This window comes from Streptomyces parvus (genome assembly GCF_014648875.1).
GTDB lineage: Bacteria > Actinomycetota > Actinomycetes > Streptomycetales > Streptomycetaceae > Streptomyces > Streptomyces parvus.
This window is the reverse complement of record NZ_BMRY01000004.1, coordinates 605517-631932: the sequence shown is the minus strand read 5'-3', so window position 1 is coordinate 631932 and position 26416 is coordinate 605517. Positions and strand designations below refer to the sequence as shown.

Genomic DNA, 26416 nt, shown 5'->3' with positions numbered 1-26416 from the left:
GTGCTAGCTCCCTCGGTAAACGGAGTAGCCGAACGGGTTGAGCAGCAGCGGTACGTGATAGTGCTCGCCCGGCACGACCGCGAAGGCGATCGTCACTTCCGGGAAGAACGCGCCGCTGTCCCTTACGCGGGGGGCGTCCTGCTGCGCCTCGGCTTGCTTCTTGGAAAAGTACGTCTCGGTGTCGAACTCGAGACGCACGTGGGTCGTTCCTTCCGGCAGCGCCGGCAGGTCCTTGCAACGCCCGTCCGCATCGGTCGCGGACGCTCCGAGCGTCACGTACGGCGCGTCGCTTCCGCTGCGGGCGGCGAGCGAGACGGCGACGGATGCGGCGGGGCGGCCGATGCTGGTGTCCAGGATGTGGGTGGACACCGATGCGGTCGTGTCGGTACTCAAGACCGTCACTCTCCTAGATCTCAAGAGTCCTGTGCGGGGGCGTCCTCTGCGAGGGCCTCCGTCACGAGACGGGTCAGCCGGATGCGGTTGATCTTGCCCAGTTCGGTGCGCACGATCTCCTGCTCCTGCTCGGGCGAGTTCCCGATCCGGGACTTCACCGCGTCGCGCATCTGCTCACCGGTGGCGCCGGTGGCGCAGATCAGGAAGACATGTCCGAACCGCTCCTGGTAGGCCAGGTTCAGTTCGAGCATCTCGGTCTTGAGCTCCTCGGAGGCGCCGGCCATCCCCCGCTGCTCACGGGAGGAGGTCGGGTCGCCGGGCTTCGGGCGGCCGATCGGCGGGTGGCCGGCCATCGCATCGGCCAGATCCTCCGCGGTGAGCGTCGCCATGGCGGCGTCGCTCGCGGAGAGCAGGGCTTCTTCGGTGGCGTACGGACGCCCGGCGAGGATGCTGTTTCCCCAGGTCGCACTGGCACACACCTCGTGCAGTGCGGGGGTGGCCTCGCCGTCCGCCAGGGTGTTGAACCGGGTGAGGCCCGGTGTGGAGCTCGAAGTCACGGGAGCCTCCGTGGCTGTTTTTCGCTGTGCGTTGTTCGGGCTGCGGATAGCTAACGCCCTCCGCAACACGACGTCAACACTTTGTTGAAATATCGCGAACGAAGAAAGCCGCCGTCCCGGCATGCGGACGGCGGCTTTCCTGTGTGTTCGGCGGGTTCGGCCAACTACTCACCCTTGGCCGTATGTTCCCGGTTCAGGTAGTTGTACACGGTGAACCGGGATACGCCCAGGGCGCCGGCCACGGTCTCCACCCCGTGCCGCACCGAGAAGGCACCGCGTGCCTCCAGGGTCCGGACGACGCTCTGCTTGGCCTTGCGGTCCAGGTCGGAGAGCGGCATCCCGTGCCGTCGCTCCATCGCGGCGAGGATGTGGTCCAGCGAGTCGGAGAGCTGGGGCAGGCGTACGGCTATGACGTCCTGGCCCTCCCAGGCGAGCACCACGTCGTCCGGCTGAGCCTGCTCGGGGCCCAGCAGCTCGGCGCCCATCGCGTCGACGAGCGGCTTGACGGCCGATACGAAGGGGTGGTCGACGGTGACCGGAACGTTATCGGCGGATTCGGTCACCGGATCTCCTCCTCGATCACGTTCACCTGGAGCGAGACCCGGGTGGCACCCGAGGCCAGGGTCCGGCGCAGCAGGGAGTCCACGGCGGTGAGCACCTCGTCCGCTCCCCCTTCCGCGGTGTTGCCGAAGGGGCCGACGTCGACGGCGTCCAGCTCGGCGCCCTGGATCACCTCCCGGGCCACCACGGCGTGGGTGGGCGCCTCGTCGAGATCGAAGGGCTCGGTGGTGAATTCCACCCTCAAGCGCACTGTGCCTCCCTGATGTCCTCGCCGCGGGTGCGGGCGCGCGGCTCGGCCACGACTGTAACCGCTCTCCGGGGCCCCGCCCCCGGTGTGCGCGGGGCCCCGTACGGGGGTGGTCACGGGAGCGGCAGGACGCAGACCGCGACCGGGGCGGGGAAGGGGTCGCCGACGGCGGTGAGGGAGCCGTCGGGGCCGACGCGGAAGACGGTGACGGTGGAAGAGCGCTGGTTGGCGGCGAAGAGAAGGGAGCTGTCCGGGGACAGGGCGAGCTGCCGGGGCCAGTCGCCGCCGACGGGCACGGTGTCCAGCAGCCGAACGGCCGCCCCGTCGTTTTCCACGGCGTAACGGGTGAGGCTGTTGGGGCCCCGGTTGGCGAGGTAGACGTACGCCCCGTCGCCGGTGACGACCGGCTGGGCGGGATAGCTGGTGCCGGATCCCGTGCCGGTGGACTGGCCGGGCCCCGGGGTGAGGGCGCCGGTGGCGGGGTCGTACGCGCAGACGACCAGCGTGTCGTCCAGCTCGCAGGCCAGGTAGGCGGAGCGCCCGCCGGGGTGGAAGGCCAGGTGGCGGGGGCCGGAGCCGGGGGCCAGGGCGGCTCGGGAGACCTCGGTGAGCGTCCCGGCGGACTCGTCGAGTGCGTATGTGTACACGGTGTCGGTGCCCAGGTCGACGGCGAGGACATGGCCTCCGTCGGGGGCGGTGACGATCTGGTGGGCGTGCGGCCCGCCCTGGCCGGGTCCGGGCGGCGGCGAGCTGTGGGTGACCAGGTCGCTGCGCTCGCCCAGCGAGCCGTCCTCGGTGATCGGGTGCACGGCGACGCTGCCGGAGCCGTAGTCCGCGCTCAGCAGCCAGCGCCCGGAGGGGTGGACGGAGAGGTGGGTGGTCCCGGAGCCGCCGGTGGGACGGCTGCCGAGCACCTCGTACGTTCCGTCCGGCGCGAGCCGCACGGCGGTGACCGCGCCCGGGTCCTGCTCGGCGACCGCATAGACGGTGGAGCCGGAGGGGTGGAGGGCCAGGTAGGAGGGGTTGTCGACGCCGGTGATCACGGGGCCCGGAGTGATGGCGCCGGTGGCCGTGTCGTACGTGGCGGTGCCGATGCCGGTGCCGCCTCCCGCCTCGGAGGTGTACGTGCCGAGGAGCAGCGGGCGGGTGGCGCGCGGGGAGGGCGCGGCGGCCGGACGGGCCGAGGCGTGGGCGGGGGCGGCGAGGGCGGGTCCCGCGGCTGCCGCGGCGGCGGTGGCCAGCAGACCGCCGAGGAAGCCCCGGCGGCCGGGGAGGGCGGGGAGGCCGGGCGCGGGAGCGGGGCGTTCGGGGCCGGAGGACGGGTGGGTTGCCGGGTGGCGGGACGGCTTCATGCGAGGCACCTCGGGTGTGGGGGGCGGCGGCTTCGGATGCGTCCGCCACCCTGACCCCGTCGACGCCCGCACGGCAAGAGGTGCAACATGAGTTGCACCCTGCGCAACGTCGGCAACTGCCGCCGGATGACGGGCGATCAGCCGCCCGCCTGGATGTCCCCCCTGGTCGAGGAGGTGATGGCGTCGCCGTGGGCGAAGTCGCCGGGCGGGATGCCCGGGTGGTGTCCCTCCAGGTCGGGGGCGACCTCGGCCGCCGGGCCGAGCGCGAGCCGGGAGACGATCCGGTAGCGGTCGCCCCGGTAGAGTGAGTGGACGTACTCCACCGGACGGCCCGTGGTGTCGGAGGTCAGCCGTTCGAAGAGCAGCGCCGGGGACAGCTCCGGGACGTCGAGCAGTCCGGCCTCGGCGCGGGTGACGACGGTGGGCTCGATCGCCTGGACCGCCTCGTGGACGTGCACGCCGTGGGTGGCCCGCAGATGCTCGTACAGGTCGCCGCTCTCCAGCTCCTGGGCGCTGAGTCCCGGCACCAGCTCCGCCCGGATATGCAGATGCTCGATGGCCATCGGCGCGCCGTCGACCAGCCGCAGCCGCGCCACGTAGACGATCTCGGCGGCCGGTGACATGCGCAGCTTGCGGCCGACCCGGGCCCCCGCCTGGAGCGTGGTGAACTCCAGCAGCCGGCTCGACCAGGCCCCCGCCGCCTGCGGCACGCCGAGCGCCCGGTCCCCGGCGACCAGCTCCTGGGTGATCTTCGCGGGGGCGACGAACATGCCCCGGCCGTGCTCGCGCACCAGGAGTCCGGCGGCGACCAGCTCGTCGACCGCGGCGCGCACCGTGGGCCGGGAGACGCCGAGCAGGGCGCACAGGGCGCGCTCGGAGGGGATGGCGTCCCCGGGGCTGCGCGACTCGATCAGCTCCAGTACGGCATCGCGGGTCCGCTCCCGCTTGAGCACCGTCCCCGGCACGTCCGCGTCCATGGTCTCCCCTCCCGGCGGCCGACTTTCCCCTTACCAGTTGACCATCCCGCCACCCCAACTGGCCTGCTGGTCAGGTGAAGTGTAGCGCCTCCCCTGGAACGCATAAGCGATCTCGTTACGCACAGATCACCAAATTCCCTTCTTACGCGAGGGGTTGACGGCCTCATTGGTCTATGCCACCTTCATCCACCACCGAGAGGCAAGCTGTCCAGTGAGCCTCACTGGTCAGGTGGTCAGGCCTCGTCAGGTCCGTCCGATCCATTCTGCTTCCGAGGTGAACCGTGAAGTACCGCTTGCTCGCCGGTGGGTCCGTGCTCGTCCTGACCGCCGCGCTCAGTGCCTGTGGTCCGTCGTCCGGGCCGGACTCCGGAAACGGGGACGGCCCGACGACGGTGGATGTGTGGCTGATGCGCGACAGCGTCTCGGCCCAGTTCCAGAAGGAGTTCACCGCGGACTTCGAGAAACGCCACCCGACGATCGACGTGAAGATCCAGATCCAGGAGTGGGACGGGATCGGCCAGAAGATCACCGCCGCCCTGGCCAGCAACGACGCCCCGGACGTCATCGAGGCGGGCAACACCCAGGTGGCCCAGTACGCGGAGAGCGGCGGGCTGCTCGACCTCAGCGACCGCAAGGACGAGCTGAACGGCGACGACTGGCTGAGGGGCCTGGCCGAGCCGGGCTCGTACGAGGGCAAGCAGTACGGCATCCCGTACTACGCGGCGAACCGGGTGATCATCTACCGCACCGACCTCTTCGAGAAGGCGGGCGTCGACGCGGCGGGGATCAAGACCCGCGAGCAGTGGATCGACGCCACGGCGAAGCTCAACAGGGGCGGCACGCAGGGCATCTACCTGCCGGGACAGATGTGGTACGCGCTGGCCGGGTTCATCTGGGACGAGGGCGGCGACCTCGCAGCCGAGTCCGGCGGGAAGTGGTCCGGCGCGCTGGACACCCCGGAGGCGCTGCGCGGCATGGAGTTCTACGAGCAGCTCCAGGCGCTCGGCAAGGGCCCCAAGGACTCCGACGAGGACGACCCGCCGCAGGCCGAGGTGATGGCCCAGGGCAAGGTGGCCCAGGTCATCTCCACCCCGGGCGGGGCCAACGTCATCGCGGAGAACAACCCCGAACTCAAGGGCAAGCTCGCCTTCTTCCCGATCCCGGGCAAGACGGCGGACACCCCGGGGGCGGTCTTCACCGGCGGCTCCGACCTGGTCGTGCCGGCCGCCGCGGCCCACCCCGACGAGGCGGTCACCTTCATCAAGGAGCTGACCGGGGACACCTGGCAGAAGAAGCTCGCCGTCGCCATGAGCTACGTACCGAACCGGACCTCGCTGGCCTCCGCCGTGGCCGAAGACCCGGGGGCCGCCGCGATGGCGGTCGGCGCGGCCAACGGTCACGCCACGCCCAACACCCCGGGCTGGGCGGCGGTCGAGGCGGAGAACCCGATCAAGGACTACATGACGGCCGTGCTCACCGGAGGTGATCCGGCGAAGGAGGCGGCGAAGGCCTCGCAGGACATCACCCGGGCCATGAACGCCGGCTCCTGACCCCGATCCGCCCTCTCCCGGCTCCGAGAAAGGAGGCGCGCCGTGCCGGTCGTCGGCCAACGGACCGCACCCAGCACCCCCCGGCGACGCCCGGCCCCGCGCCTCGCCGCACGCACGTCCCCGCCCCGGCGCAGGGGAACGGGCAGAGCGCAGGAGCTCTGGCCGTACGCTCTCGTCGCCCCCGCCGTCGGCGGCATGCTCTATCTACTGGTCTACCCGCTGGTGCGGGCCGTCCTGATCTCGTTCCAGGACTTCCGGCTGCGGCAGCTGATCGCCGGTGACGCGGACTTCGTCGGCCTGCGGAACTACCGGACGCTGCTGACGGACCCACGGTTCTGGGAGGTGGTCCGCCGCACGTTCCTGTTCATGGCCGTCAACGTCGTCCTGATCATGGTGATCGCCACCCTGGTCGCCCTGATGGTGGAGCGGCTGGGCCGGATCGGGCGCACGGTGGTGCTGTGCTCGCTGGTGCTGGCCTGGGCGATGCCGGTGGTCGCCGCGACCACCGTCTTCCAGTGGCTCTTCCACTCGGAGTTCGGCATCGTCAACTGGTCGCTGACCTCGCTCGGCCTCGACTCCTTCGACCGCTATCCGTGGTTCGCCAACGGCACCGCGGCCTTCGCGATCCTGGTGACGCTGATCGTGTGGCAGTCGGTGCCGTTCGCCGCGATCACCCTGTACTCAGCGCTGACGACCGTCTCCCCCGAGCTGTACGAGTCGGCGCGGCTGGACGGGGCGGGCGCGGGGCGGATCTTCCGCTCGGTCACCTTCCCGATCCTGCGGCCGATCTTCCTGCTGGTGGTGTCGCTGGAGGTGATCTGGACGTTCAAGGCGTTCGTCCAGATCTGGGTGATGACCCGGGGCGGGCCGGGCGACGCCACGACGATCCTGCCGGTCCACGCCGTGCAGACCGCGCTCTCCAGCCAGCGGTACGACCTCGGTTCCGCCGCCTCGATGGTCACCGTGGTCCTGATGTCCGGGGTGCTCGTCCTCTACTTCCGCCAGATGCTCCGCCAGGAGGACGAGACCCGATGAGCACCCGTACCGTACGCCCGCGTCTTCGCCGCCTCCCGCTGCACCTCGCCGCCGCCGTGACCGTCGCGGTCTGCCTCTTCCCCGTGTACTGGATGATCTCCACGGCCTTCAAGCCGTCCAAGGACATCCAGTCCGCCGACCCGCAGCTCTTCCCGCACACCTGGACCCTCGACCACTTCCAACGGGCCGTGGACGCCGACGGGTTCGCCCTGTTCTGGCGCAACAGCATCCTGGTCACGCTGGGGGCGGTCCTGCTGGCGCTGCTGGTGGCGCTGGGCGCGGCGTACGCCGTGGCGCGGCTGCGGTGGCGGGGCCGGCGGCAGTTCATGCTGATGATCTTCATCGCGCAGATGGCGCCCTGGGAGTCGCTGATCATCCCGATCTACATCATCTCCCGGGACACGAACATGCTGGACCGGCTGCCGACGCTGACGCTGATCTACTTCATGATCACGCTGCCGTTCACGGTCGTGGTGCTGCGCGGCTTCATCGGGACGATCCCGCCGGAGCTGGAAGAGGCGGCGCAGGTCGACGGCTGCACCCGGACCGGGGCGTTCTGGCGGGTGGCGATGCCGCTGCTGGCACCGGGCCTGATGGCGACCTCGCTGTTCGGCTTCATCACCGCCTGGAACGAGTTCGCCTACGCCAACTTCCTGATCATCAAGCAGCAGGACAACCGGACGCTGCCGGTCTGGCTGTCGTCCTTCCAGAACACCTTCGGCACCGACTGGGGCGCCACGATGGCCGCCTCCACCCTCTTCGCACTGCCCGCCCTGGTGATCTTCCTGGTGCTCCAGCGCCATGTCACGTCCGGTTTCGCCGCCGGTGCCGTGAAGGGCTGAGCAGCGGAGAACGCCGCTCGCCCCCCTGTGCCACCCCGTCCCTCCGCCAGTCCGCCTGCCCGCGAGCCGAATCCGGAGTCCCCGTGCCCGCACCGCACCCCGCCCCCTCCCTCCTCCCCCACCCCGGCAAGCTCTCCTCGCTCGGCGGCCGGCTCACCCTGGACCGGGAAACCACCGTCCGCGCGCTGCCGGGCGCGGAGCAGGCGGCTGACCTGCTACGCACCCTGGTCGGCCACCCCGCGGGCCTGCCGCTCACCCCCTCGCCCGACGGCCGGGTCGTCCTCGCCCTGGACGACCGGCTCGGCGGCCTCGGCGAGGAGGGGTACGGGCTCACGGTCGCCCCGCAGGCGCTCCAGCTGCGCGCCGCCCACCGCACCGGGCTGCTCCGGGGCATCCAGACGATCCGCCAACTCCTGCCCGCCGAGGCCCTGTCGGGCAGAGTGGCGGGCGGCGGCTCCTGGGAGCTGCCCTGCGTCGAGATCACCGACGTACCGGACCGGCCGTGGCGCGGGGCGATGCTGGACGTGGCGCGGCGCTTCCAGCCGATCGGCTATCTGCACCGGTACGTGGACCTGTTGGCGCTGCACAAGCTGAACGTCCTGCACCTCCACCTCACCGACGACCAGGGCTGGCGGATGCCGGTCGACGCCTACCCCCGGCTGACCTCGGTCGGCTCCCGGCGGGCCCGGTCGCAGAAGGGCCCGACCGGTCCGGACGGGGCGCACTTCGACGCGGTGGCGCACGAAGGCCACTACACCAAGGCGGAGTTGAGGGGACTGGTGCGGTACGCGGCGGAGCGCGGGATCACCGTCGTACCGGAGATCGAGATGCCCGGCCATGTACGGTCCGCGCTCGCCGCCTACCCGGAGCTGGGCAACCACCCGGGACGACAACTGGATGTGTGGACCCGGTGGGGGGTGTGCGACACGACCCTCGGCGTGCACGAGGGGGTCTTCGACTTCTGCCGGGCCGTGCTGGAGGAGGTGATGGACGTCTTCCCGTCGCCGTACATCCACATCGGCGGCGAGGAGTGCCCGACCACCGAGTGGGAGGACAGCCCGGCCGCCCGGGAACGCGCGGCGGCCCTGGGGCTCGCGGGCCCGGCCGATCTGCACGGCTGGTTCATGGGCCGCATCGGGGCGTTCCTGGTGGAGCGCGGCCGGATCCCGCTCGGCTGGGTCGAGTACGGCGCCGAACTCCCCCCGGAGTTCACGGTGATGACCTGGCGCGACGGCACGCACGCCCGGGCCGCCGCCCGCCGCGGCCATCAGGTGATCGCCGCGCACCACCGGGCGACCTATCTCGACTACGCCCAGTCCACGGACCCGTCCGAGCCGGTCGCGCAGCCCGGCGCGCCGGTCCCGCTGCACACGGTCCACGGCTACGAACCGGCCCCGCACGACTGGCCGGAGGAGGAGCGGGCCCGGGTGCTCGGGACCCAGGTCCAGCTGTGGACGGAGTACGCCCGTACCCCCAAGGAGATCGAGTACCTCAGCTTTCCCCGGCTCTGCGCGCTGGCCGACCGTTCCTGGTCCGGCGGGCGCGGCGACTGGCCGGGGTTCGTCGAGCGGCTGCGCCATCACACCGCCCGGCTGGACGCTCTGGGCGTCCCCTACCGCCCCCTGGACGCGCGGTCGCTCGCGACGGCCGTGTCCGCGTCCCCCTCCGCAGGAACAGCGCGACTCCACCCGTAACCACTCCCCCACCACCGTTCCGGAGAGGAACACGCCTGTGAACACACCCGTGCACACATCACGCAGGAATCCGCGCAGGTCCAGGCTGCGCACCGCCGCCGCCTCGGCCGCCGCCGTGGCCCTGGCCGTCACCGGTCTGGCCGCGTTGCCGTCCTCGGCGTCCGCCGCTGCCGACGGGATCGTGGTCCAGTACCGTACGAGCGCGTCCGGTGCGAGCGCCGACCAGAGCGAGCCGTGGCTGAAGGTCCGCAACGCCGGCTCCACGTCCGTACCGCTCAGCAGCGTCAAGGTCCGCTACTACTTCAAGGCCGACTCGGCGTCCGCCGCCTACCGGTTCGCCTGCTCCTGGGCGGTGAAGGGGTGCGCGAACATCACCGGTACGTTCGGGACGCTCGCGAACCCGACCGCCACCGCCGACCGCTATCTGGAGATCGGCTTCACCGCCGGGGCGGGCTCGCTCGCCCCGGGCGCGGACACGGGCGACATGCAACTGCGCTTCCACCAGGCGTCCTGGGCCTCGCTCGTGCAGTCCGACGACTACTCCTTCGGCCCGGACCGGACCGCGTACGGCGACTGGTCCAAGGTGACGGCCCACGTGAACGGGGCGACCGTGTGGGGCGAGGCGCCCGGGGGCAACGGCCCGACCGATCCGCCGGACCCGACGGACCCGCCCACCGACCCGCCGGGGGACGCGCCGACGCTGTTTGACGACTTCGACTACAGCTCCCACACCGACCCGAAGATCGGAGCCAACGGCTGGAGCGTACGGTCCAACTCGGGCGGCCCCGGCGTACCGGGCGCGACCTGGGCCCCGGAGAACGTCACCTTCGCCGACCAGGGCGGAAACTCGGTGATGAACCTGGAGACGTCGACGGCGGGCACGGGCGCTTCGACGAAGCACACCGAGATCCTGACCAAGTCGATGAAGTTCAAGAACGGGACGTACGCGTCGCGGGTGAAGTTCAGCGACGCGCCGCGCTCGGGCCCGGACGGCGACCGGATCGTGCAGACCTTCTTCACGATCAACGACCTCAAGGCGCCGATGGCGGACGACTACGCGGAGTACGACTTCGAGTATCTGCCGAACGGCGGCTGGGGCGAACCGGCCAACATCCTCTACACGACCTCGTGGGAGACCTACCGGCCCGACCCGTGGGAGGCGGTCAACGCGCACAGCGAGGTCCGGGCGTCGTACGCGGGCTGGCACGACCTGGTGGTGACGATCGACGACAACCAGATCACGTACTACGTCGACGGCCAGCACTTCGGGACGCACGGGGCGGCGTATCTGCCCGAGCGGCCGATGTCGATCAACTTCAACCAGTGGCTGATCGATCTGGAGGGCCAGCCGAGCACGACACCCCGCGCCTACGACCAGCAGGTGGACTACGTCCTGCATGTGAAGGACCAGGTGCTCACCCCGTCCCAGGTGAACGCGATGGTCGGGGCGTACCGCAGTGCGGGGACGAGCTTCGAGGACACGGTTCCGGGGAGCTAGGAGCGGTACGTACGGCGTGAGGGCCGGGCGGGGCGGGGGTCGACGGCGGCCCCCGCCCCGCTTTCGTATGCCCGGAGGGGCCCGGGTCCGCAGGTCCGAAGGCACCCGCCCCGCCGCTCCCGTACGCCGCCGACCGGGGCGAATTTTGCGGCACCCCCTTGACAGCTCTGCCCCCCTCCGGGCAATCTTCCGTTAAGCAGAAACTAACTTCCGCAATACGGAAGGAGCGCCGAAATCCTCATGGGATACCCGGACCAGCGCTTCGATGTGAACCTCTCGATCCTCTTCACGGAACTCCCGCTTCTGGAGCGTCCCGCGGCAGCCGCCGCGGCGGGCTTCACCGCGGTCGAGCTGTGGTGGCCCTGGATCGAGACCCCCACCCCACCGCAGGCGGAGCTCGACGCCCTCAAGAAGGCGCTCGACGACGCCGGCACCCAGCTGGTGGGACTGAACTTCTACGCCGGACAGCTGCCCGGCCCCGACCGCGGCGCGCTCTCCGTGCCCGGTGAGGAGTCGGACCGCTTCCGCGCCAACATCGAGGTGGCGGCCGACTTCGCCGCCTCGGTCGGCTGCACGGCGCTCAACGCGCTGTACGGCAACCGCGTCGAGGGCGCGGACCCGCAGGTGCAGGACGCGCTCGCGCTGGAGAACCTGGTGCTGGCCGCCCGCGCGGCGGACCGCGTCGGGGCGATCCTCCTGGTCGAGACCCTCAACAAGCCGGAGTCGCCGCTCTATCCGCTGGTCAGCGCACCGGCCGCGATCGAGGTCGTCGACAAGGTGAACGCGGCGACGGGCCTCGGGAACGCGAAGTTCCTGCTGGACCTGTACCACCTCTCGATGAACGGCGAGGACCTGAGCCAGGTCATCAAGGCGTACGCCGCGAAGACCGGTCACGTCCAGATCGCCGACAACCCGGGGCGCGGCGCGCCGGGCACCGGCTCGCTTCCGCTGGAGCGGCTGCTCGACGAGCTGAAGGACGCCGGTTACACGGGCTGGGTCGGCCTGGAGTACAAGCCGGGCGACCGCCCGAGCGCCGACTCCTTCGACTGGCTCCCGGCGTCGGCCCGAGCGGCCGGCTGACCGGCCGGTTCCACGACAGGGCGGTCCCAACGCCCTTACGTACACACGTTTTTCAGGAAGGCACCCTCATGAGCAACAACCTCCCCAAGGTTGCGTGGATCGGTCTCGGCATCATGGGCTCCCCCATGTCGGAGAACCTGATCAAGGCCGGTTACTCCGTCACCGGATACACCCTGGAGCAGGACAAGATCGACCGGCTGGTCGCGGCCGGCGGCACCGGCGCCACCTCGATCGCGGACGCGGTCGGGGACGCGGATGTCGTCATCACGATGGTGCCCGCATCGCCGCAGGTCGAGGCCATCGCGTACGGCCCCGACGGCATCCTGGAGAACGCGAAGCGCGGCGCGCTGCTGGTGGACATGTCCTCCATCACCCCGCAGACCTCGGTCGACCTCGCCAAGAACGCGGCGGAGAAGGGCATCCGGGTCCTGGACGCGCCGGTCTCCGGCGGCGAGGCCGGCGCCATCGAGGCCGTCCTGTCCATCATGGTCGGCGGTGAGCAGGCGGACTTCGACGCCGCGAAGCCGCTCCTGGAGGCGCTCGGCAAGACCATCGTGCTCTGCGGCCCGCACGGGTCCGGCCAGACGGTGAAGGCCGCCAACCAGCTGATCGTCGCGGTCAACATCCAGGCCTGCGCCGAGGCCGTGGTCTTCCTGGAGAAGTCCGGGGTGGACCTCACCGCCGCGCTGGACGTGCTCAACGGCGGCCTGGCCGGCTCGACCGTGCTGACCCGCAAGAAGGACAACTTCCTGAAGCGGGACTTCGCCCCCGGCTTCCGGATCGACCTGCACCACAAGGACATGGGCATCGTCACGGACGCCGCCCGCAACGTCGGCGCCGCTCTGCCCGTCGGCGGTGTGGTCGCCCAGCTGGTCGCCTCGCTGCGCGCCCAGGGCGACGGCGGCCTGGACCACTCGGCGCTGCTGCGCTCGGTCGAGCGGCTGTCCGGCTCCCAGGTCTGACCCCTCCCCCGGCTCCGCAAGGAGCTTCTGGCCTCATACGGGGCCACGGCCCGCACGGCGGGCCCCCTGATCTCCGGGCCGCGGTGGCGCTGACACCTGTCCTGTCGCGCCCAGGCGCTGCCGCGGCCCGGAACCACACACTTCGTTTTCAACAAACTGTTGACGCCTCCTCCGCGGCGAATCTACGCTCCTCAAGCCGTCAGCAGCTCGTACGAAAGGTCATCCCGCCACATGGCTAAGCGTGTGCTCACGACCGAGTCAGGCGCCCCGGTCGCCGACAACCAGAACTCCGCCACCGCCGGTGTCGGTGGACCGATCCTCCTCCAGGACCAGCACCTTCTGGAGAAGCTCGCCCGCTTCAACCGTGAGCGCATCCCGGAGCGCGTGGTGCACGCCCGTGGTTCCGGTGCGTACGGCTACTTCGAGGTGACCGACGACGTCACGGGCTTCACCCGGGCCGACTTCCTCTCCTCGGTCGGCAAACGCACCGAGACGTTCCTCCGCTTCTCGACCGTCGCCGACTCCCTCGGCGGCGCGGACGCGGTCCGCGACCCGCGCGGCTTCGCCCTCAAGTTCTACACGGACGAGGGCAATTACGACCTGGTCGGCAACAACACCCCGGTGTTCTTCATCAAGGACCCGATCAAGTTCCCCGACTTCATCCACTCGCAGAAGCGCGACCCGTTCACGGGCAAGCAGGAGCCGGACAACGTCTGGGACTTCTGGGCGCACGCCCCCGAGGCGACGCACCAGATCACCTGGCTGATGGGCGACCGCGGCATCCCCGCCTCGTACCGCCACATGAACGGCTACGGCTCGCACACCTACCAGTGGACGAACGCCGAGGGCGAGGCCTTCTTCGTCAAGTACCACTTCAAGACGAACCAGGGCGTGCGGTCCCTCTCCGCCGACCAGGCCGCCGAGCTCGTCGGCAAGGACGCCAACTCGCACCAGACGGACCTGCTCCAGGCCATCGAGCGCGGCGTCAACCCGTCCTGGACGCTGTACGTCCAGGTGATGCCGGCCGCCGAGGCCGCGGACTACCGGTTCAACCCGTTCGACCTCACCAAGGTGTGGCCGCACAGCGACTACCCGCTCCAGCGGGTCGGCCGCCTGGTCCTGGACCGGAACCCGGACAACGTCTTCGCCGAGGTCGAGCAGGCCGCGTTCTCCCCGAACAACTTCGTGCCCGGCATCGGTCCGTCCCCGGACAAGATGCTCCAGGGCCGGCTGTTCGCCTACGCGGACGCGCACCGCTACCGGCTGGGCGTCAACCACACCCACCTGCCGGTGAACGCGCCGCGCACGGCCGTCGTCGACAACTACGGGCGCGACGGCATCCACGCGACGCGCAACGGCTCGCGCCACGACAAGAACTACGAGCCCAACTCGTACTCCGGTCCGGCGCAGACGGACGCGGCGCTCGCCGCGCCGCTCGCGATCCACGGCTGGACGGGTACGCACGAGGCGCCCGCCCACGCCAAGGACGACGACTTCTTCCAGGCGGGCGAACTCTTCCGGCTCATGTCGGAGGACGAGAAGGGCCGCCTGGTCGCGAACATCGCCGGAGGCCTCTCGCAGGTCACCCGCGACGACGTGATCGAGAAGAACCTCGCCCACTTCCACGCCGCCGACGCCGACTACGGCAAGCGCGTGGAGGAGGCGGTCCGCGCCCTGCGCGAGGACTGAGCCTCTTTCAATGCCCCTGCTCGTACCGCGCACCCGGATGAGGGGTGCCGCGCGGGACGGGCAGGACGACGAGGCCGCGGCGGCTGTGCGATGCCAGTGCGGTGGTGAAGGCCCGGGGACCGTCTCCTGACCTGAAGGAGACGCCCTCGCCCGGGCCGATCGCCGCCGCCGCGGTCCCTGTCACCCCCTGAACAAGGGCGTGGAGTACGGATACGGTCCCGTACTCCACACCCTTCTCGCATGTCCGCACCAGGCCGGCCCGTCCTCCGCCACCGGACGGGCTCTTCGTCCGCCCGTGCTTGACCCTCTTGGCTACGAGCATTAGCCTTTAGCTAATTGCATTAGCTTGCAGCTGGTGCACCTACCGAGCAGGGAGATGTCATGACCGAGTTCATCTCCGTCCCGGGCGGCACGCTCGCCTACGAGGCCGACGGCCAGGGACCGCTGGTCGTCCTGGCCCACGGCATGGGCGACAGCCGCGCGGCGTACAGGTTCGTCCAGCCGCGTCTGGTGGCGGCGGGGTACCGCGTGGCCGCGGTCGATCTGCGGGGCTGCGGCGAGTCGAGCGCGCAATGGCCTTCCTACTCGCGCACCGACATCGCGGGCGACCTGCTCACGGTGATCCGTCACCTCGGGGGCGGCCCCGCCGTCCTGGTCGGTCACTCGATCTCCGGCGGTGCCGCCACCATCGCGGCCGCCCAGGAACCCGGCCTGGTCAGGGGCATCATCGAACTGGGGCCCTTCACCCGCGCGCAGTCGATCAAGCTCGGCGACTTCCGCTCGAAGAACTACCGTCAGGGCGCCTTCCGTCTGCTCGGCGCCGCTCTGTTCGGCAGCGCGGGACTGTGGTCCCGCTATCTCGACCACGCCTACCCGGGCCGCAAGCCGGCCGACTGGGCCGAGCGGCTGGCCCGCGTCGAGGCGATGCTGGGCGAGCGCAGCCGGATGCAGGCGTTGCGGAAGATGGGGCAGTCGGCGCCGACCGACGCCGGCGCCCAGCTGGGCAACGTGCGGTGCCCCGCCCTGATCGTGGAGGGCTCGCTCGACCCCGACTGGGTCGATCCGCGCGCCGAGGGCGAGGCGATCGTGGCCGCGATGCCCGCCGGTGTCGGAGAGGTCTCGGTGATCGAGGGAGCGGGCCACTACCCGCACGACCAGTACCCCGAGGAGACCGTGTCCCTGATGCTCGCCTTCCTGGAAACGCACACCCGTGCCTAGGGCGGGCCTCGACACGAACGCCGTCGTCGCGGCGGGGGCGGAACTCGCCGACGAGGTCGGCTGGGCGGGCCTGACCATGGGTCTGCTCGCCGACAGGCTCGGCGTACGGCCGCCGTCGCTGTACAAGCACGTCGGCTCCCTGCACGAACTGCGGCGCGGCATCTCCGTCCGGGCCAAGCGCGAGTTCGGCCATCATCTGGCCCGGGAGTGCGTCGGCCGTTCCGGCCCGGACGCGGTGCGGGCGTTCGCCGACAGCTACCGGCACTGGGCCCTGGAGCATCCCGGCCGCTATGCCGCCACCGTCCCCGCTCCGGCGGCCGGTGACGAGGAGGACCGCCACGCGGGCGAGGAGACGTTGCAGGTTCTGCTCGCCGTACTCGCCGGTTTCGGCCTGCCCGACGCGCGCGTGGTCGACTCCGCACGGACGCTGCGATCAGCACTTCACGGGTTCGTCACCCTGGAGGGCGCAGGCGGCTTCGGGCTGCCCCGTGACGTCACCCGGAGTTTCCACTTCCTCGTCGACACCCTGATCGCCGGCTTGCGGGCCGACCCTGCTGAGCACGCTTCCGCACCGTGAGGACCGTTCGCGGCGGCTCCGGTCCTCAGTCCCAGCGCGAGGGCCCCTGGCCCGGAGGTTGCTCCGGGCCAGGGGCCCTCGTTCGGTGCTGGACGGGTCAGGACACGGTCAGGGGGCGGATCGCGGTGGGTGCGTGGGACGGGTCCGTGGCGATGTCCTCGAACTCGTTGACCGACGCGATGTCCGTACCGCTCATCGCGATGTTCGTGACCCGCTCCAGGATCGCCTCGACGACGACCGGGACACGGAACTCCGCCGCCAGCTTCTTCGCCTCCTCGAAGGCCGGCAGCAGCTGGTCCGGCTCGGTGACCCGGATCGCCTTGCAGCCGAGGCCCTCGACGACCTTGACGTGGTCGACGCCGTAGACGCCCAGCTCCGGGGAGTTGAGGTTCTCGAACTCCAGGTTGACCTGGAAGTCGATGTCGAAGTTGCGCTGCGCCTGGCGGATGAGCCCCAGGTAGGAGTTGTTCACCAGGACGTGGACGTACGGGATGCGGTGCTGCGCGCCCACGGCCAGCTCCTCCAGCATGAACTGGAAGTCGTAGTCGCCGGAGAGGGCGACGACGGTGCCCTCCGGGTCCGCGGTGGCGACACCCAGCGCGGCCGGGATCGTCCAGCCCAGCGGGCCCGCCTGGCCGCAGTTGATCCAGTGGCGGGGCTTGTAGACGTGCAGCATCTGCGCGCCCGCGATCTGGGAGAGCCCGATCGTGGTGACGTAACGGGTCTCCGGGCCGAACGCCCGGTTCATCTCCTCGTACACGCGCTGCGGCTTGAGCGGCACGTTGTCGAAGTGCGTCCTGCGCTGGAGGGTCGCCTTGCGCTCCTGCGTGGAGGCGGCCCAGGCCGAACGGTCCTTCAGCTCGCCCGCCGCCTTCAGCTCGCGCGCCACCTCGACGAAGAGCGTCAGCGCGGCCTTGGCGTCGGAGGCGATGCCGAGGTCCGGGGCGAAGATCTTGCCGATCTGGGTGGGCTCGATGTCGACGTGGACGAAGGTGCGGCCCTGGGTGTAGACGTCCAGCTTGCCGGTGTGGCGGTTGGCCCAGCGGTTGCCGATGCCGAGGACGAAGTCGGACTCCAGGAAGTTCGCGTTGCCGTAGCGGTGCGAGGTCTGGAGGCCCACCATGCCGGCGTTCAGCTCGTGGTCGTCGGGGACGATGCCCCAGCCCATCAGGGTCGGGATGACGGGGACGCCGGTCAGCTCGGCGAACTCCACGAGCAGTTCGGAGGCGTCGGCGTTGATGATGCCGCCGCCCGCGACGAGCACGGGGCGCTCCGAGTCGTTCAGCATCCGCACGGCCCGCTCGATCTGCTTGCGGGATGCCGCGGGCTTGTGGACCGGGATGGGCTCGTACAGCTCGGGGTCGAACTCGATCTCGGTGAGCTGGACGTCGATCGGCAGGTCGATGAGGACCGGGCCGGGGCGGCCGGTGCGCATCAGGTGGAAGGCCTGCTGGAAGACGCCGGGGACCTGCGCGGCCTCCAGGACGGTGGTCGCGGCCTTGGTGACCGGCTTGGCGATCGAGGAGATGTCGACGGCCTGGAAGTCCTCCTTGTGCAGGACCGCCGTCGGCGCCTGGCCGGTGATGCAGAGGATCGGGATGGAGTCGGCGATGGCCGAGTACAGCCCGGTGATCATGTCGGTGCCCGCGGGGCCCGACGTACCGATGCAGACGCCGATGTTGCCGGCCTTGGCCCGGGTGTACCCCTCCGCCATGTGGGAGGCGCCCTCGACGTGGCGGGCCAGCGTGTGGTGAACCCCGCCCGAGGCCTTGAGGGCCGCGTAGAAGGGGTTGATCGCCGCGCCCGGAACGCCGAACGCATTGCTGACGCCTTCGCGCTTCAGGATCTCAACTGCCGCTCGGGCAGCGGTCATACGAGGCATGGAAGCTCCTGCTCGGGATTGGTGGAGTCGGGCTCTGTCGCGCCACCTGAGAGCACCAATTCCGTATTACGGAAACTTAGTTCTGCTATATGGAAGCAATCTAGAAGCTGGGGCGATCGCAGTCAAGGGCGTACACCGCCGCACGCACCGCACGAAGTACGTCGATCCCCTCCCCAGAGCCTCGCTCCTGGTGGACGATGGGGTGACGAGTCAGGCACGGAGCGGAGTCGGTCGCGCGGCCGTGCCGGAGGGAGAGACACGTGGAGTCCGTGCCGGTCCGGTGCCCCGTCTGCAACCGGGACCACGCCTACAGCACACCGGCCTACCCCTGCCCGTGCGGCATGCCCACGACCCCGCCGCTGCTCCGCGACGCCCCGGCGGTCCGGGTCGGCCACCGCAGCTGGAACGACGTCTGGGTCACCGTCCGCTGCGCGTCCTGCGCCCGGGAGGACCAGTGGCCGCAGCCCGAGCTGTGCTGCCCGTGCGGCACCGTCCTGCGGATACCGGTCCGCCCGGTGGCCGCCGCCCCGTCCCCGTCCTCACCGGTCTCGTCGGCCCACATCCCCCTGCCGCGCACCGCCGCGCACCCGCGCCCCGCGTTCAGCCCGATGACGATCCGTACGGGCCACGACGCGGTGAGCGCGGCCGGTCGGTATCTGACCTGGCTCGGTTTCCGCGACGTCGGCCGGCCCGGCGCCGGGCCGGCCTCCGGCATCGATCTGCGGGGCGACGGCGTCATCGCCCAGGTCGACTCCAGCACCCGCCCGGCGACGCTGCGCGCGGTCGAGACCCTCTGGCTCAACGCGCTGGGCACCTCGGCGGCCGGGGTGTTCTTCTCCCTCGCGGGGTACGCCCCCGACGCCCGGGCCCGCGCGGACGGCGTCGGTCTCCCGCTCTTCGTGATCGACCTGACCGGGACCCCGCAGCCGGTGAACAGCCCTGCCGACGAACTGGTGAGCACGGGCGCCTGAACGAGCCGGGCCGTGCCCGGGCAGCCGGATCCGGCCACCCGCGTACCGGTCCGGCTTCCGGCGCGGCACACTGAGTACATGCGTATCCGCTCCGCCAGACGCTCGGATCTCCCGCTGCTCCAGGAGATCGAGCGCGCCGCAGGGGAACCGTTCCGCGCCCTGGGCATGGCCTTCGTGGCCGACGACGATCCGCCCCCGCTCGACCTGCTGGAGAGCTACCGGCAGGCAGGCCGTTGCTGGGTGGCCACCGACCCCCTCTCCGCCACCGGCGACCGGCCGCTCGGCTATGTGCTCGCCGATCCCGTCGACGACGCCCTGCACATCGAGCAGGTGTCGGTCGACCCCGCCGCCGCCCGCCGGGGTATCGGCCGGGACCTGATCGCCCACCTCGCCGCCCTGGCAGCGCGGCGGGGCATGACGGCGCTCACCCTGACCACCTTCACCGACGTGCCGTGGAACGCCCCGTACTACACCCGGATCGGCTTCCGGGTCCTGACCGAGCACGAACTCACCGACGGGCTCCGGGCGATCCGCGCCGAGGAGGCCCAGCACGGCCTCGACCGCTGGCCCCGGGTCTGCATGCGACGCGAACTGTCGCCCGTCCCCCGGCCGTCGCCGGCCCCGAAGCCCGCGAAGACCCCACCGGTTCCGGACACTTCGGGGGCCCCGGGGAGTTCCCGGACCGTGGCTGTCAGTGGTGGCCCTTAAACTGTGCGCATGGCTTTACTCCCTGACAGCTCCCACCCCGCAGACCGCCCCGCGCCCGCCGCCGAGCAGGCCAACGAGGCCATCCGCGCGCTCGTCGACGCCACCGGACCGGACTGGTCCGCGGTGGAGGCGGCGACGTACGAGGTGCTGCTCATCGAGTGGGCGGCGGCGACCCGGGGCGGCCCCGACATCATCGAAGCCGCCTGACCCGGGCCTGGCTTCCGCCCACCTCCCAGTCCGCGTACGTCTCGCGCAGTTCGATCTTGCGGACCTTCCCGCTGACTGTCATCGGGAAGGTCTCCAGGATCCGCAGCCTGCGCGGGATCTTGTAGTGCGCGAGCCGCTCCCGGCAGTGGTCGGTGAGCTCCTCCAGGGTGGGAGGGTCGGCCGGGTCGCGGGGGATGACGCAGGCCAGGATCTCCTCGCCGTACCGCGCGTCCGGGATGCCGACCACCTGGACGTCGGCGATCTTCGGGTGGCCGTGCAGGAACTCCTCGATCTCCCTCGGGTACACGTTCTCGCCGCCCCGGATGATCATGTCCTTGATCCGGCCGACGACCTGGACGTATCCGTCCTCGCCCATGACCGCGAGGTCGCCCGTGTGCATCCACCGCCCGGCGTCGATCACCTCGGCGGTGCGGTCGGGCTGGTCCCAGTAGCCGAGCATCACGCTGTAGCCCCGGGTGCGCAGTTCGCCCGAGCTGCCGCGCGGCAGGGTGACGCCGGTGACCGGGTCGACGACCTTGACCTCGATGTGCGGCAGTACGCGGCCCACCGTGCCGGTGCGGCGCTCCAGGTCGTCGTCGCGGCGGGTCTGGGTGGAGACGGGGGAGGTCTCCGTCATCCCGTAGCAGATGGACACCTCGGCCATGTGCATCTCGGCGACGACCCTCTTCATCACCTCGGCCGGGCAGGGGGAACCCGCCATGATCCCGGTACGCAACGAGGAGAGGTCGTACGCGGCGAAGTCCGGCAGGTTCAGTTCGGCGATGAACATGGTGGGCACCCCGTACAGCGAGGTGCAGCGCTCCTGCTGGACGGCGGCGAGCACGGTGGCGGGTTCGAAGGACGGGCCGGGGATCACGATGCAGGCGCCGTGCGAGGTGGCGGCGAGGTTGCCCATCACCATGCCGAAGCAGTGGTAGAAGGGCACCGGGAGGCAGACCCGGTCCGCCTCGGTGTAGGCGATCGTCTCCCCCACGAAATAGCCGTTGTTGAGGATGTTGTGGTGGGAGAGGGTCGCCCCCTTGGGGAAGCCGGTGGTGCCCGAGGTGTACTGGATGTTGATCGGGTCGTCGCAGGACAGCTCCGCCTCGCGGGCGGCCAGTTGGTCACGTGTGACGGCGGGGGCGGCGGCGGTCAGCTCCGCCCAGGACGGGTCGCCGATGTAGTGGACCGCCCGCAGGCCGGGGCAGTTGCCACGGACCTCCTCGACGAGGGCGCGGTAGTCGCTGGTGCGGTGGGAGAGCGAGGCGATCAGCAGGGAGATGTCCGCCTGCTTCAGGACGAACTCCACCTCGTGGGCGCGGTAGGCCGGGTTGACGGTGCCCATGACGGCCCCGATCCGGGCGGTGGCGTACTGGACGAGCACCCACTCGGGGCAGTTGACCGCCCAGATGCCGACCCGGTCGCCCTTCGCCACCCCCGACGCCATCAGGGCCCGGGCCAGCTCGTCGACGTCCGCGACGAACTCCGTGTACGTCCAGCGCCGGCCCGAGGCCACGTCGACCAGGGCCTCGCGGTCGCCGTGCGCGGCGGCCGTCCGGTCGAGGTTGCGGCCGATGGTGTCGCCGAGCAGCGCGGTGTCGCCGGTGCCGTGCGCGTACGAGAGCGGGCTCACTTCAGGTCTCCCTCGTCGTACTCGGCGCCGGTGCCGAGAGCGGTGCGTTCGCGGAGTTCGATACGGCGGATCTTGCCCGAGACGGTCTTGGGCAGCTCCGCGAACTCCAGCCTGCGGATGCGTTTGTACGGGGCGAGGACCGCCCGGGAGTGCGCGAAGAGGACCTTCGCGGTGTCCGGGCCCGGCTCCCAGCCCTCCGCGAGCACGACGTACGCCTTCGGGACGGCGAGGCGCAGCGGGTCGGGGGCGGGCACGACGGCGGCCTCGGCGACCGCCTCGTGCTCCAGCAGGGCGCTCTCCAGCTCGAACGGTGAGATCTTGTAGTCGGAGGCCTTGAACACGTCGTCGGCGCGGCCGACGTAGGTGATGTAGCCGTCCTCGTCGCGGGCGCCGATGTCGCCGGTGCGGTAGTAGCCGCCGGCCATCGCCTCGGCCGTGCGGTCGGGGTCTCCGTGGTAGCCGGTCATCAGGCCGACGGGGCGGTGGGAGAGGTCGAGGGCGATCTCCCCCTCCGCGGCCCCTGGCTGTCCGGTCACCGGGTCGAGGAGTTCGACGGTGTAGCCGGGGCTCGGGCGGCCCATGGAGCCGGTCTTGAGAGGCTGGCCGGGACTGTTGGCGACCTGGACGGCGGTCTCGGTCTGCCCGAAGCCGTCCCGGATGGTGACGCCCCACTCCCGCCGGACCGTCTCGATGACCTCCGGGTTCAGCGGCTCACCGGCCGCCACGACCTCGCGCGGCGGGGTCGTCAACTGGCTCAGGTCCGCCTGGATGAGCATCCGCCACACGGTGGGCGGGGCACAGAAGCTGGTGATGCCCGAGCGGTCCATCTCGGCCATCAGCCGGACCGCGTCGAAGCGGGTGTAGTTGAAGATGAAGACGGTGGCCTCGGCGGTCCACGGGGCGAAGAGGTTGGACCAGGCGTGCTTGGCCCAGCCGGGCGAGGAGATGTTCAGATGGACGTCGCCGGGCTTGAGGCCGATCCAGTACATCGTCGCCAAGTGGCCCACGGGGTAGGACACATGGGTGTGCTCGACCAGCTTGGGGCTGGCGGTGGTGCCGGAGGTGAAGTAGAGCATCAGCGGTTCGTCGGCGTCCGTCTCCCGGCCGGGCGTGAACGCGGCGGGCGCATCGGCCGCCTCGGCGTACGGCAGCCAGCCCGCCACGTCCTCACCGACCGCGATCCGGGTGTAGTCCCCGGGCACCTCGTCGAACTTCGCGGTGTCCGCGTCCCGCACCAGCACATGGCGCACCCGGCCGCGCGCCACCCGGTCGCGCAGGTCGGCGGGGCCCAGCAGCGGGGTGGCGGGGATGACGACGGCGCGCAGCTTCATCGCGGCGAGCGCGGTCTCCCACAGCTCGACCTGGTTGCCGAGCATCACGAGGATGCGGTCGCCCTCCCGTACGCCCTGCGCCCTCAGCCAGTTGGCCGCCCGGTCGGAGCGCTCCGACATCGCGGCGAAGGACACCTCGCTGCGCCGGCCGTCCTCCTCCACGATGTGCAGGGCGGTCCGGTCGTTGTCCTCGGCGATGACGTCGAACCAGTCCAGCGCCCAGTTGAAGTGGTCAGCCCGCGGCCAGCGGAAGCCGGCGTACGCCCGCTCGTAGTCCTCGCGGTGCTCCAGCAGGAAGTCCCGGGCGGCCCGGAACGTCTCGGTCGCGCTGGTTGCCGACATGTGCCCTCCTCATTACGGACCGGTCGCCTACCATCATGTAAACAGTGACCCAGGTCTCACCACCCCCGGACGGGGGTGGTCCTCTCCCCCGTCCGGGGGTGGTGCGCGGGCCGGGTGGAGGGGCGTCGGAGTGCCGGAAGCGGTCGATGCGGTGGAGATGCAGGCAGCGCTGTCGAGGCTGCGCCGCACGAGCGGGCTTCCCGTGGTGTTCGGCGGGCTGCTGTCGGACGCGCGCCACGCACGGATCGCCGAGCTGAACGGGGCGCAGACCAGCGCCCTGCGGGGTCTCGTCATCTCCGCCGGGAGCGGCCTCGGCGGCAAGGCCATCGCGCTGTCCCGGCCCTGCGCGGTGACGGACTACCCAACCTCCCGCCACATCAGCCATGAGTACGACGCGGCGGTGGCGGCGGAGGGCCTGCGTTCGGTCGTCGCGGCGCCCGTCGTCGTCCGGCGTGCGGTGCGGGGCGTGCTCTACGGGGCGCTGCGTACACCGGTCACGCTCGGCGACCGGACGTTCGACGCGGTGGTGGCGGCGGCCCGCGATGTGGAGCAGTCGCTCGCGGTACGGGACTCGGCGCGGCAGTTGCTGGCTGCGGGCCGGGAGCGGGTGAGCGATCCGAACGCGGTGCCGGGCGCCTGGGAGGACGTGCGCGAGGCCCACCGCGACCTGCGCGCCCTGGTCCCGAGGGTCGTGGACCCGGCCCTGCGTGACGAGTTGCTGGAGGTCTGCGGGCGGCTCGCCTCGGCGTCGGGGCCCAGGGCGTCCACGGCCCGGGAGGTCCGCCTCGCCCCGCGCGAGGTGGACGTGGTGGCGTGTGTGGCGGCGGGCGCGACGAACGCGGCGGCGGCCGAGCGGCTGGGGCTGCGGCCCGAGACGGTGAAGGGGTATCTGCGGTCCGCCATGCGGAAGCTGGGGGCGCACACCCGGCTGGAGGCGGTGGTGGCGGCGCGCCGGGCGGGGCTGCTGCCCTGACGCGCGGGCCGCCGCTCAGTCCTCGAAGTCCAGGAACGTGCCGAACCGGACGTCGTGGTCCGTCGCGTCCGTCATCACCGTCAGCATCCGCGCCGCCTCCTCGGTGATCTCCGTACGCTCCGCGCGGCTCGGCCTCCGCAGTGGCTGGACGGTCAGGATCGCCGTACCGCCCTCCCGTTCCACGCGCCAGAGGGCGTCCAGGAAGCCGTCGACGAGGACGCTGCCGTACGTCTGCTTGCCCTTCCCGTTGCGCCCCTTGTTGACTTCGGGAATGACGCGGGTGCGGTCGGCGTGGCCGAGCAGGACGTTGTCGAACTCGGGCAGGAAGCGGGGCGGGGCCGGGGTGTCGGGGTCGGGGCGCGGGGCGTCCGGGAGGTCGAAGAGCTCGACGCCCCGCTCGTCCCGGAAGGTGAGCAGCCCGGGCCGCAGCCGCTCGAAGACCTCCTTGGTGCGGGTGAGGCCCGCCCATGACTGGAAGTCCATCACCGAGGCGGGGCCGAACGCGCCCAGGTAGCGCAGCACGGTGTCGTCGAGCGTGAGCGCGGGCGCGGATCCGGTGGACCGGCCGAGCCACTGCTCGACGGTGGTCAGGGCGACCTGCCCGCTGCGGCCCCAGAGCCCGCGCGGGGTGACCTGGACCAGGGGCAGCACACAGCGGGCGGCGACGGACAGCGCGAGGGGGTCGGCGTCCGGCCAGTGGGTGAGCAGTTCCCCGCGCAGCTCCCCCAGCGGGCGCGGGCGCTCCTCGACGATCTCCTCGGTCACCGCCGCGAGCCGGTCCAGGTCCACGCCTTCCAGCCCGCGCCGGAAGGACTTCAGCCCCCGGTCGCGCGGTGCCCGCACCAGCGGGACCAGGGTGAGCGCGTCGTCCGCCGTATGGGTGTGGAGGGTGGAGCGCAGGGAGACGGTCCGGACGACCTCCCGGGCCTCCATCAGGGCGGACAGTTCCTCGGGGTCGAAGTCCGCGAGCCGGGCGTACAGCTGGAAGTACGGGGGCTTGGTGTTCTGGGCCTGGAGCCCGACGAGACGGGTGACCGCGTCCTTGGCGGACATCGGTGACCGGCGCAGCAGGAGCTGTCGGTCCAGGGTCGCGCGGTTCAGCGCCCGGGTGGAGAGGACGGTGGTCGGTGCGGCGGTGCGGTGCGTCTTCGCGGCCATGGCCCGCACGCTACCGGGACTTGCGGTCGGATACGGTCCGCATGTCGCGGAGTACGTGCGTTACGCCCACCGGACCCGCGCGCCGCGCGCCCCGGGCGGGCCGCCGCCATGATGGGCCGGGTGATCAGTGTCCTGTTCGCCGTCCTGACCGCCCTCAGCAACGGTTCCGCCTCGGTACTCCAGCGCCGGGCGGCGATGGAGGTGCCCGACAGCGAGGCGATGCGGCTGTCGCTGATGACCCGTCTGGTGCGGCAGAAGGTGTGGCTGGCGGGGATCGGGCTGGTGATCGTGGCGGCGGTCTGCCAGGCGATCGCGCTGGCCACCGGGCCGATCGCGGTGGTCCAGCCGATCTTCGTGATCGAGCTGCCGCTGACCCTGCTGGTCGCCGGTCTGGTGATGCGGGTACGGGCGGACGCGGCCGTCTGGTCCGGGGTCGCGGCGGTCACGGCCGGCCTGGCGCTCGGTATGGCGGCGGCGGCCCCGGTCGAGGGCCGCGACACGGTGGAGGACCTCGCGTGGATTCCGGCGCTGCTGGTGACCGGGGTGTTCGAGGCGGGGCTGATCGTCGCCGCACTCCGTACCCGGGGCAACGCCCGGGCGGCGCTGCTGGGTCTGGCCGCCGCCTGCGGGTACGCGCTGACGGCGGCGCTGATGAAGGACGCGATGGCGAACCTGGACGACGGCGGGGTGGTGGCGCTGCTGGCGTCCTGGCAGCTGTACGCCACGGCTGCGGCCGGGGTGGGTGCGCTGTTCCTGCTCCAGAACGCGTTGCAGGCGGGCAGTCTGGTGGCCGTTCAGCCGATGCTGACGCTGGGGGACGCGCTGATCAGCATCCTGTACGGGGTGACGCTGTTCGACGAGGAGCTGCGGACCGGGTGGTGGCTGGTGCCCGAGCTGGTCGCGCTGGCCCTGATCGCCGCGGGCTGCGTGCGCCTGGCCCGTACACCACTGGCCAGGGGCACGCTCGCGCCTCGGTGAA

26 protein-coding genes are annotated in these 26416 nt (G+C 71.3%); 15 read left to right on the top strand and 11 right to left on the bottom strand.

Annotated elements, in window-relative coordinates; genetic code table 11:
* Positions 1-3: 3 nt before the first annotated feature.
* From uraH to IE140_RS16335, 6 genes are all read right to left on the bottom strand, one after another.
* Positions 4-393 carry a hydroxyisourate hydrolase gene (uraH, locus tag IE140_RS16360; RefSeq protein ID WP_032768082.1) on the bottom strand — a complete coding sequence of 130 codons (390 nt, stop codon included), beginning with the start codon at positions 391-393 and terminating at the stop codon, positions 4-6.
* 20 nt (positions 394-413) lie between these two features.
* Positions 414-950, bottom strand: coding sequence for a 2-oxo-4-hydroxy-4-carboxy-5-ureidoimidazoline decarboxylase (gene uraD, locus IE140_RS16355; protein WP_150197682.1), 537 nt, complete (start codon positions 948-950; stop codon positions 414-416).
* A gap of 164 nt (positions 951-1114) precedes the next feature.
* Positions 1115-1513: a helix-turn-helix domain-containing protein gene (locus tag IE140_RS16350; protein WP_030710192.1), complete on the bottom strand. Its 399-nt coding sequence runs from the start codon at positions 1511-1513 to the stop codon at positions 1115-1117.
* Positions 1510-1761: a YkoF family thiamine-binding protein gene (locus tag IE140_RS16345; RefSeq protein WP_088574834.1), complete on the bottom strand. Its 252-nt coding sequence runs from the start codon at positions 1759-1761 to the stop codon at positions 1510-1512. The genes IE140_RS16350 and IE140_RS16345 overlap by 4 nt, the downstream gene beginning before the upstream one ends.
* A 110-nt stretch (positions 1762-1871) precedes the next feature.
* The gene (locus tag IE140_RS16340) at positions 1872-3110 is read right to left on the bottom strand and encodes a lactonase family protein (protein ID WP_189460467.1); all 1239 of its coding nucleotides are present in this window, start codon (positions 3108-3110) and stop codon (positions 1872-1874) included.
* A gap of 137 nt (positions 3111-3247) precedes the next feature.
* Complete coding sequence (locus tag IE140_RS16335; protein WP_032775342.1) at positions 3248-4087, bottom strand: GntR family transcriptional regulator; 840 nt, start codon at positions 4085-4087, stop codon at positions 3248-3250.
* A gap of 281 nt (positions 4088-4368) precedes the next feature.
* Here IE140_RS16335 and IE140_RS16330 point away from each other — a divergent pair, with 281 nt between their 5' ends.
* The 8 genes from IE140_RS16330 to IE140_RS16295 all read left to right on the top strand — a co-directional run bounded on the left by IE140_RS16330 (position 4369) and on the right by IE140_RS16295 (position 14437).
* The gene (locus tag IE140_RS16330; RefSeq protein WP_150198476.1) at positions 4369-5637 is read left to right on the top strand and encodes an extracellular solute-binding protein; all 1269 of its coding nucleotides are present in this window, start codon (positions 4369-4371) and stop codon (positions 5635-5637) included.
* Between the two features lie 42 nt (positions 5638-5679).
* Positions 5680-6672: a carbohydrate ABC transporter permease gene (locus tag IE140_RS16325; RefSeq protein ID WP_150198478.1), complete on the top strand. Its 993-nt coding sequence runs from the start codon at positions 5680-5682 to the stop codon at positions 6670-6672.
* Positions 6669-7514 carry a carbohydrate ABC transporter permease gene (locus IE140_RS16320; protein WP_093445174.1) on the top strand — a complete coding sequence of 282 codons (846 nt, stop codon included), beginning with the start codon at positions 6669-6671 and terminating at the stop codon, positions 7512-7514. The genes IE140_RS16325 and IE140_RS16320 overlap by 4 nt, the downstream gene beginning before the upstream one ends.
* Before the next feature lie 83 nt (positions 7515-7597).
* A complete protein-coding gene (locus IE140_RS16315; protein ID WP_189460465.1) occupies positions 7598-9208 on the top strand; it encodes a beta-N-acetylhexosaminidase in 1611 nt (536 codons plus the stop codon).
* 49 nt (positions 9209-9257) lie between these two features.
* Positions 9258-10706 carry a cellulose binding domain-containing protein gene (locus tag IE140_RS16310; protein WP_109181656.1) on the top strand — a complete coding sequence of 483 codons (1449 nt, stop codon included), beginning with the start codon at positions 9258-9260 and terminating at the stop codon, positions 10704-10706.
* Between the two features lie 240 nt (positions 10707-10946).
* Entirely contained in the window at positions 10947-11786 is an 840-nt protein-coding gene (locus IE140_RS16305) for a TIM barrel protein (RefSeq protein WP_088574840.1), read from the top strand.
* Positions 11787-11854: 68 nt separating this feature from the next.
* Complete coding sequence (locus tag IE140_RS16300) at positions 11855-12748, top strand: 2-hydroxy-3-oxopropionate reductase (protein WP_032775334.1); 894 nt, start codon at positions 11855-11857, stop codon at positions 12746-12748.
* A gap of 231 nt (positions 12749-12979) precedes the next feature.
* The gene (locus IE140_RS16295; RefSeq protein WP_100561296.1) at positions 12980-14437 is read left to right on the top strand and encodes a catalase; all 1458 of its coding nucleotides are present in this window, start codon (positions 12980-12982) and stop codon (positions 14435-14437) included.
* A 7-nt stretch (positions 14438-14444) separates the two neighbouring features.
* On the opposite strand, the gene IE140_RS16290 is transcribed toward IE140_RS16295, so the two are convergent.
* On the bottom strand, positions 14445-14621 hold the full coding sequence (locus tag IE140_RS16290) for a hypothetical protein (RefSeq protein ID WP_162600219.1): 177 nt from the start codon (positions 14619-14621) through the stop codon (positions 14445-14447).
* Between the two features lie 197 nt (positions 14622-14818).
* Here IE140_RS16290 and IE140_RS16285 point away from each other — a divergent pair, with 197 nt between their 5' ends.
* Together IE140_RS16285 and IE140_RS16280 are read left to right on the top strand one after the other, a co-directional pair.
* Positions 14819-15655 carry an alpha/beta fold hydrolase gene (locus IE140_RS16285; RefSeq protein ID WP_150196629.1) on the top strand — a complete coding sequence of 279 codons (837 nt, stop codon included), beginning with the start codon at positions 14819-14821 and terminating at the stop codon, positions 15653-15655.
* Positions 15648-16232, top strand: coding sequence for a TetR/AcrR family transcriptional regulator (locus IE140_RS16280; RefSeq protein WP_150196628.1), 585 nt, complete (start codon positions 15648-15650; stop codon positions 16230-16232). Before IE140_RS16285 ends, IE140_RS16280 begins: the two co-directional genes overlap by 8 nt.
* Positions 16233-16329: 97 nt before the next feature.
* Here the strand turns inward: IE140_RS16280 and gcl are convergent, their stop codons facing one another.
* Entirely contained in the window at positions 16330-18114 is a 1785-nt protein-coding gene (gcl, locus tag IE140_RS16275; RefSeq protein WP_150196627.1) for a glyoxylate carboligase, read from the bottom strand.
* A 260-nt stretch (positions 18115-18374) separates the two neighbouring features.
* Between gcl and IE140_RS16270 the strand changes: the two genes are divergently transcribed.
* From IE140_RS16270 to IE140_RS16260, 3 genes are all read left to right on the top strand, one after another.
* Positions 18375-19085 (top strand): hypothetical protein, encoded by a 711-nt coding sequence (locus IE140_RS16270; protein WP_150196626.1) that lies wholly within the window; start codon positions 18375-18377, stop codon positions 19083-19085.
* A gap of 78 nt (positions 19086-19163) precedes the next feature.
* Entirely contained in the window at positions 19164-19793 is a 630-nt protein-coding gene (locus tag IE140_RS16265) for a GNAT family N-acetyltransferase (protein WP_150196625.1), read from the top strand.
* Between the two features lie 9 nt (positions 19794-19802).
* The gene (locus IE140_RS16260; RefSeq protein ID WP_030814630.1) at positions 19803-20000 is read left to right on the top strand and encodes a hypothetical protein; all 198 of its coding nucleotides are present in this window, start codon (positions 19803-19805) and stop codon (positions 19998-20000) included.
* Here IE140_RS16260 and IE140_RS16255 read toward each other — a convergent pair.
* Together IE140_RS16255 and IE140_RS16250 are read right to left on the bottom strand one after the other, a co-directional pair.
* Positions 19984-21633, bottom strand: coding sequence for an AMP-binding protein (locus IE140_RS16255; protein ID WP_150196624.1), 1650 nt, complete (start codon positions 21631-21633; stop codon positions 19984-19986). The two genes, IE140_RS16260 and IE140_RS16255, sit on opposite strands and share 17 nt — an antisense overlap.
* Positions 21630-23306: an AMP-binding protein gene (locus IE140_RS16250; RefSeq protein WP_150196623.1), complete on the bottom strand. Its 1677-nt coding sequence runs from the start codon at positions 23304-23306 to the stop codon at positions 21630-21632. Before IE140_RS16250 ends, IE140_RS16255 begins: the two co-directional genes overlap by 4 nt.
* 130 nt (positions 23307-23436) lie before the next feature.
* Here IE140_RS16250 and IE140_RS16245 point away from each other — a divergent pair, with 130 nt between their 5' ends.
* Positions 23437-24279 carry a response regulator transcription factor gene (locus IE140_RS16245; RefSeq protein ID WP_150196622.1) on the top strand — a complete coding sequence of 281 codons (843 nt, stop codon included), beginning with the start codon at positions 23437-23439 and terminating at the stop codon, positions 24277-24279.
* A gap of 15 nt (positions 24280-24294) precedes the next feature.
* On the opposite strand, the gene IE140_RS16240 is transcribed toward IE140_RS16245, so the two are convergent.
* Positions 24295-25437, bottom strand: a complete 1143-nt coding sequence (locus IE140_RS16240) for a winged helix DNA-binding domain-containing protein (RefSeq protein WP_150196621.1) — start codon at positions 25435-25437, stop codon at positions 24295-24297.
* Between the two features lie 120 nt (positions 25438-25557).
* Between IE140_RS16240 and IE140_RS16235 the strand changes: the two genes are divergently transcribed.
* Positions 25558-26415 carry a DMT family transporter gene (locus IE140_RS16235; protein ID WP_225682261.1) on the top strand — a complete coding sequence of 286 codons (858 nt, stop codon included), beginning with the start codon at positions 25558-25560 and terminating at the stop codon, positions 26413-26415.
* Position 26416 lies beyond the last annotated feature (1 nt).

Excerpts from the sequence above, each read along its gene's own strand:
- IE140_RS16250 (WP_150196623.1), bottom strand. The coding sequence starts at position 23,306 with ATGTCGGCAACCAGCGCGACCGAGACGTTCCGGGCCGCCCGGGACTTC.
- IE140_RS16260 (WP_030814630.1), top strand. The coding sequence starts at position 19,803 with ATGGCTTTACTCCCTGACAGCTCCCACCCCGCAGACCGCCCCGCGCCC.
- IE140_RS16265 (WP_150196625.1), top strand. The coding sequence starts at position 19,164 with ATGCGTATCCGCTCCGCCAGACGCTCGGATCTCCCGCTGCTCCAGGAG.
- IE140_RS16285 (WP_150196629.1), top strand. The coding sequence starts at position 14,819 with ATGACCGAGTTCATCTCCGTCCCGGGCGGCACGCTCGCCTACGAGGCC.
- IE140_RS16240 (WP_150196621.1), bottom strand. The coding sequence starts at position 25,437 with ATGGCCGCGAAGACGCACCGCACCGCCGCACCGACCACCGTCCTCTCC.
- IE140_RS16300 (WP_032775334.1), top strand. The coding sequence starts at position 11,855 with ATGAGCAACAACCTCCCCAAGGTTGCGTGGATCGGTCTCGGCATCATG.
- IE140_RS16320 (WP_093445174.1), top strand. The coding sequence starts at position 6,669 with ATGAGCACCCGTACCGTACGCCCGCGTCTTCGCCGCCTCCCGCTGCAC.
- IE140_RS16305 (WP_088574840.1), top strand. The coding sequence starts at position 10,947 with ATGGGATACCCGGACCAGCGCTTCGATGTGAACCTCTCGATCCTCTTC.
- IE140_RS16335 (WP_032775342.1), bottom strand. The coding sequence starts at position 4,087 with ATGGACGCGGACGTGCCGGGGACGGTGCTCAAGCGGGAGCGGACCCGC.
- IE140_RS16295 (WP_100561296.1), top strand. The coding sequence starts at position 12,980 with ATGGCTAAGCGTGTGCTCACGACCGAGTCAGGCGCCCCGGTCGCCGAC.
- IE140_RS16340 (WP_189460467.1), bottom strand. The coding sequence starts at position 3,110 with ATGAAGCCGTCCCGCCACCCGGCAACCCACCCGTCCTCCGGCCCCGAA.
- gcl (WP_150196627.1), bottom strand. The coding sequence starts at position 18,114 with ATGCCTCGTATGACCGCTGCCCGAGCGGCAGTTGAGATCCTGAAGCGC.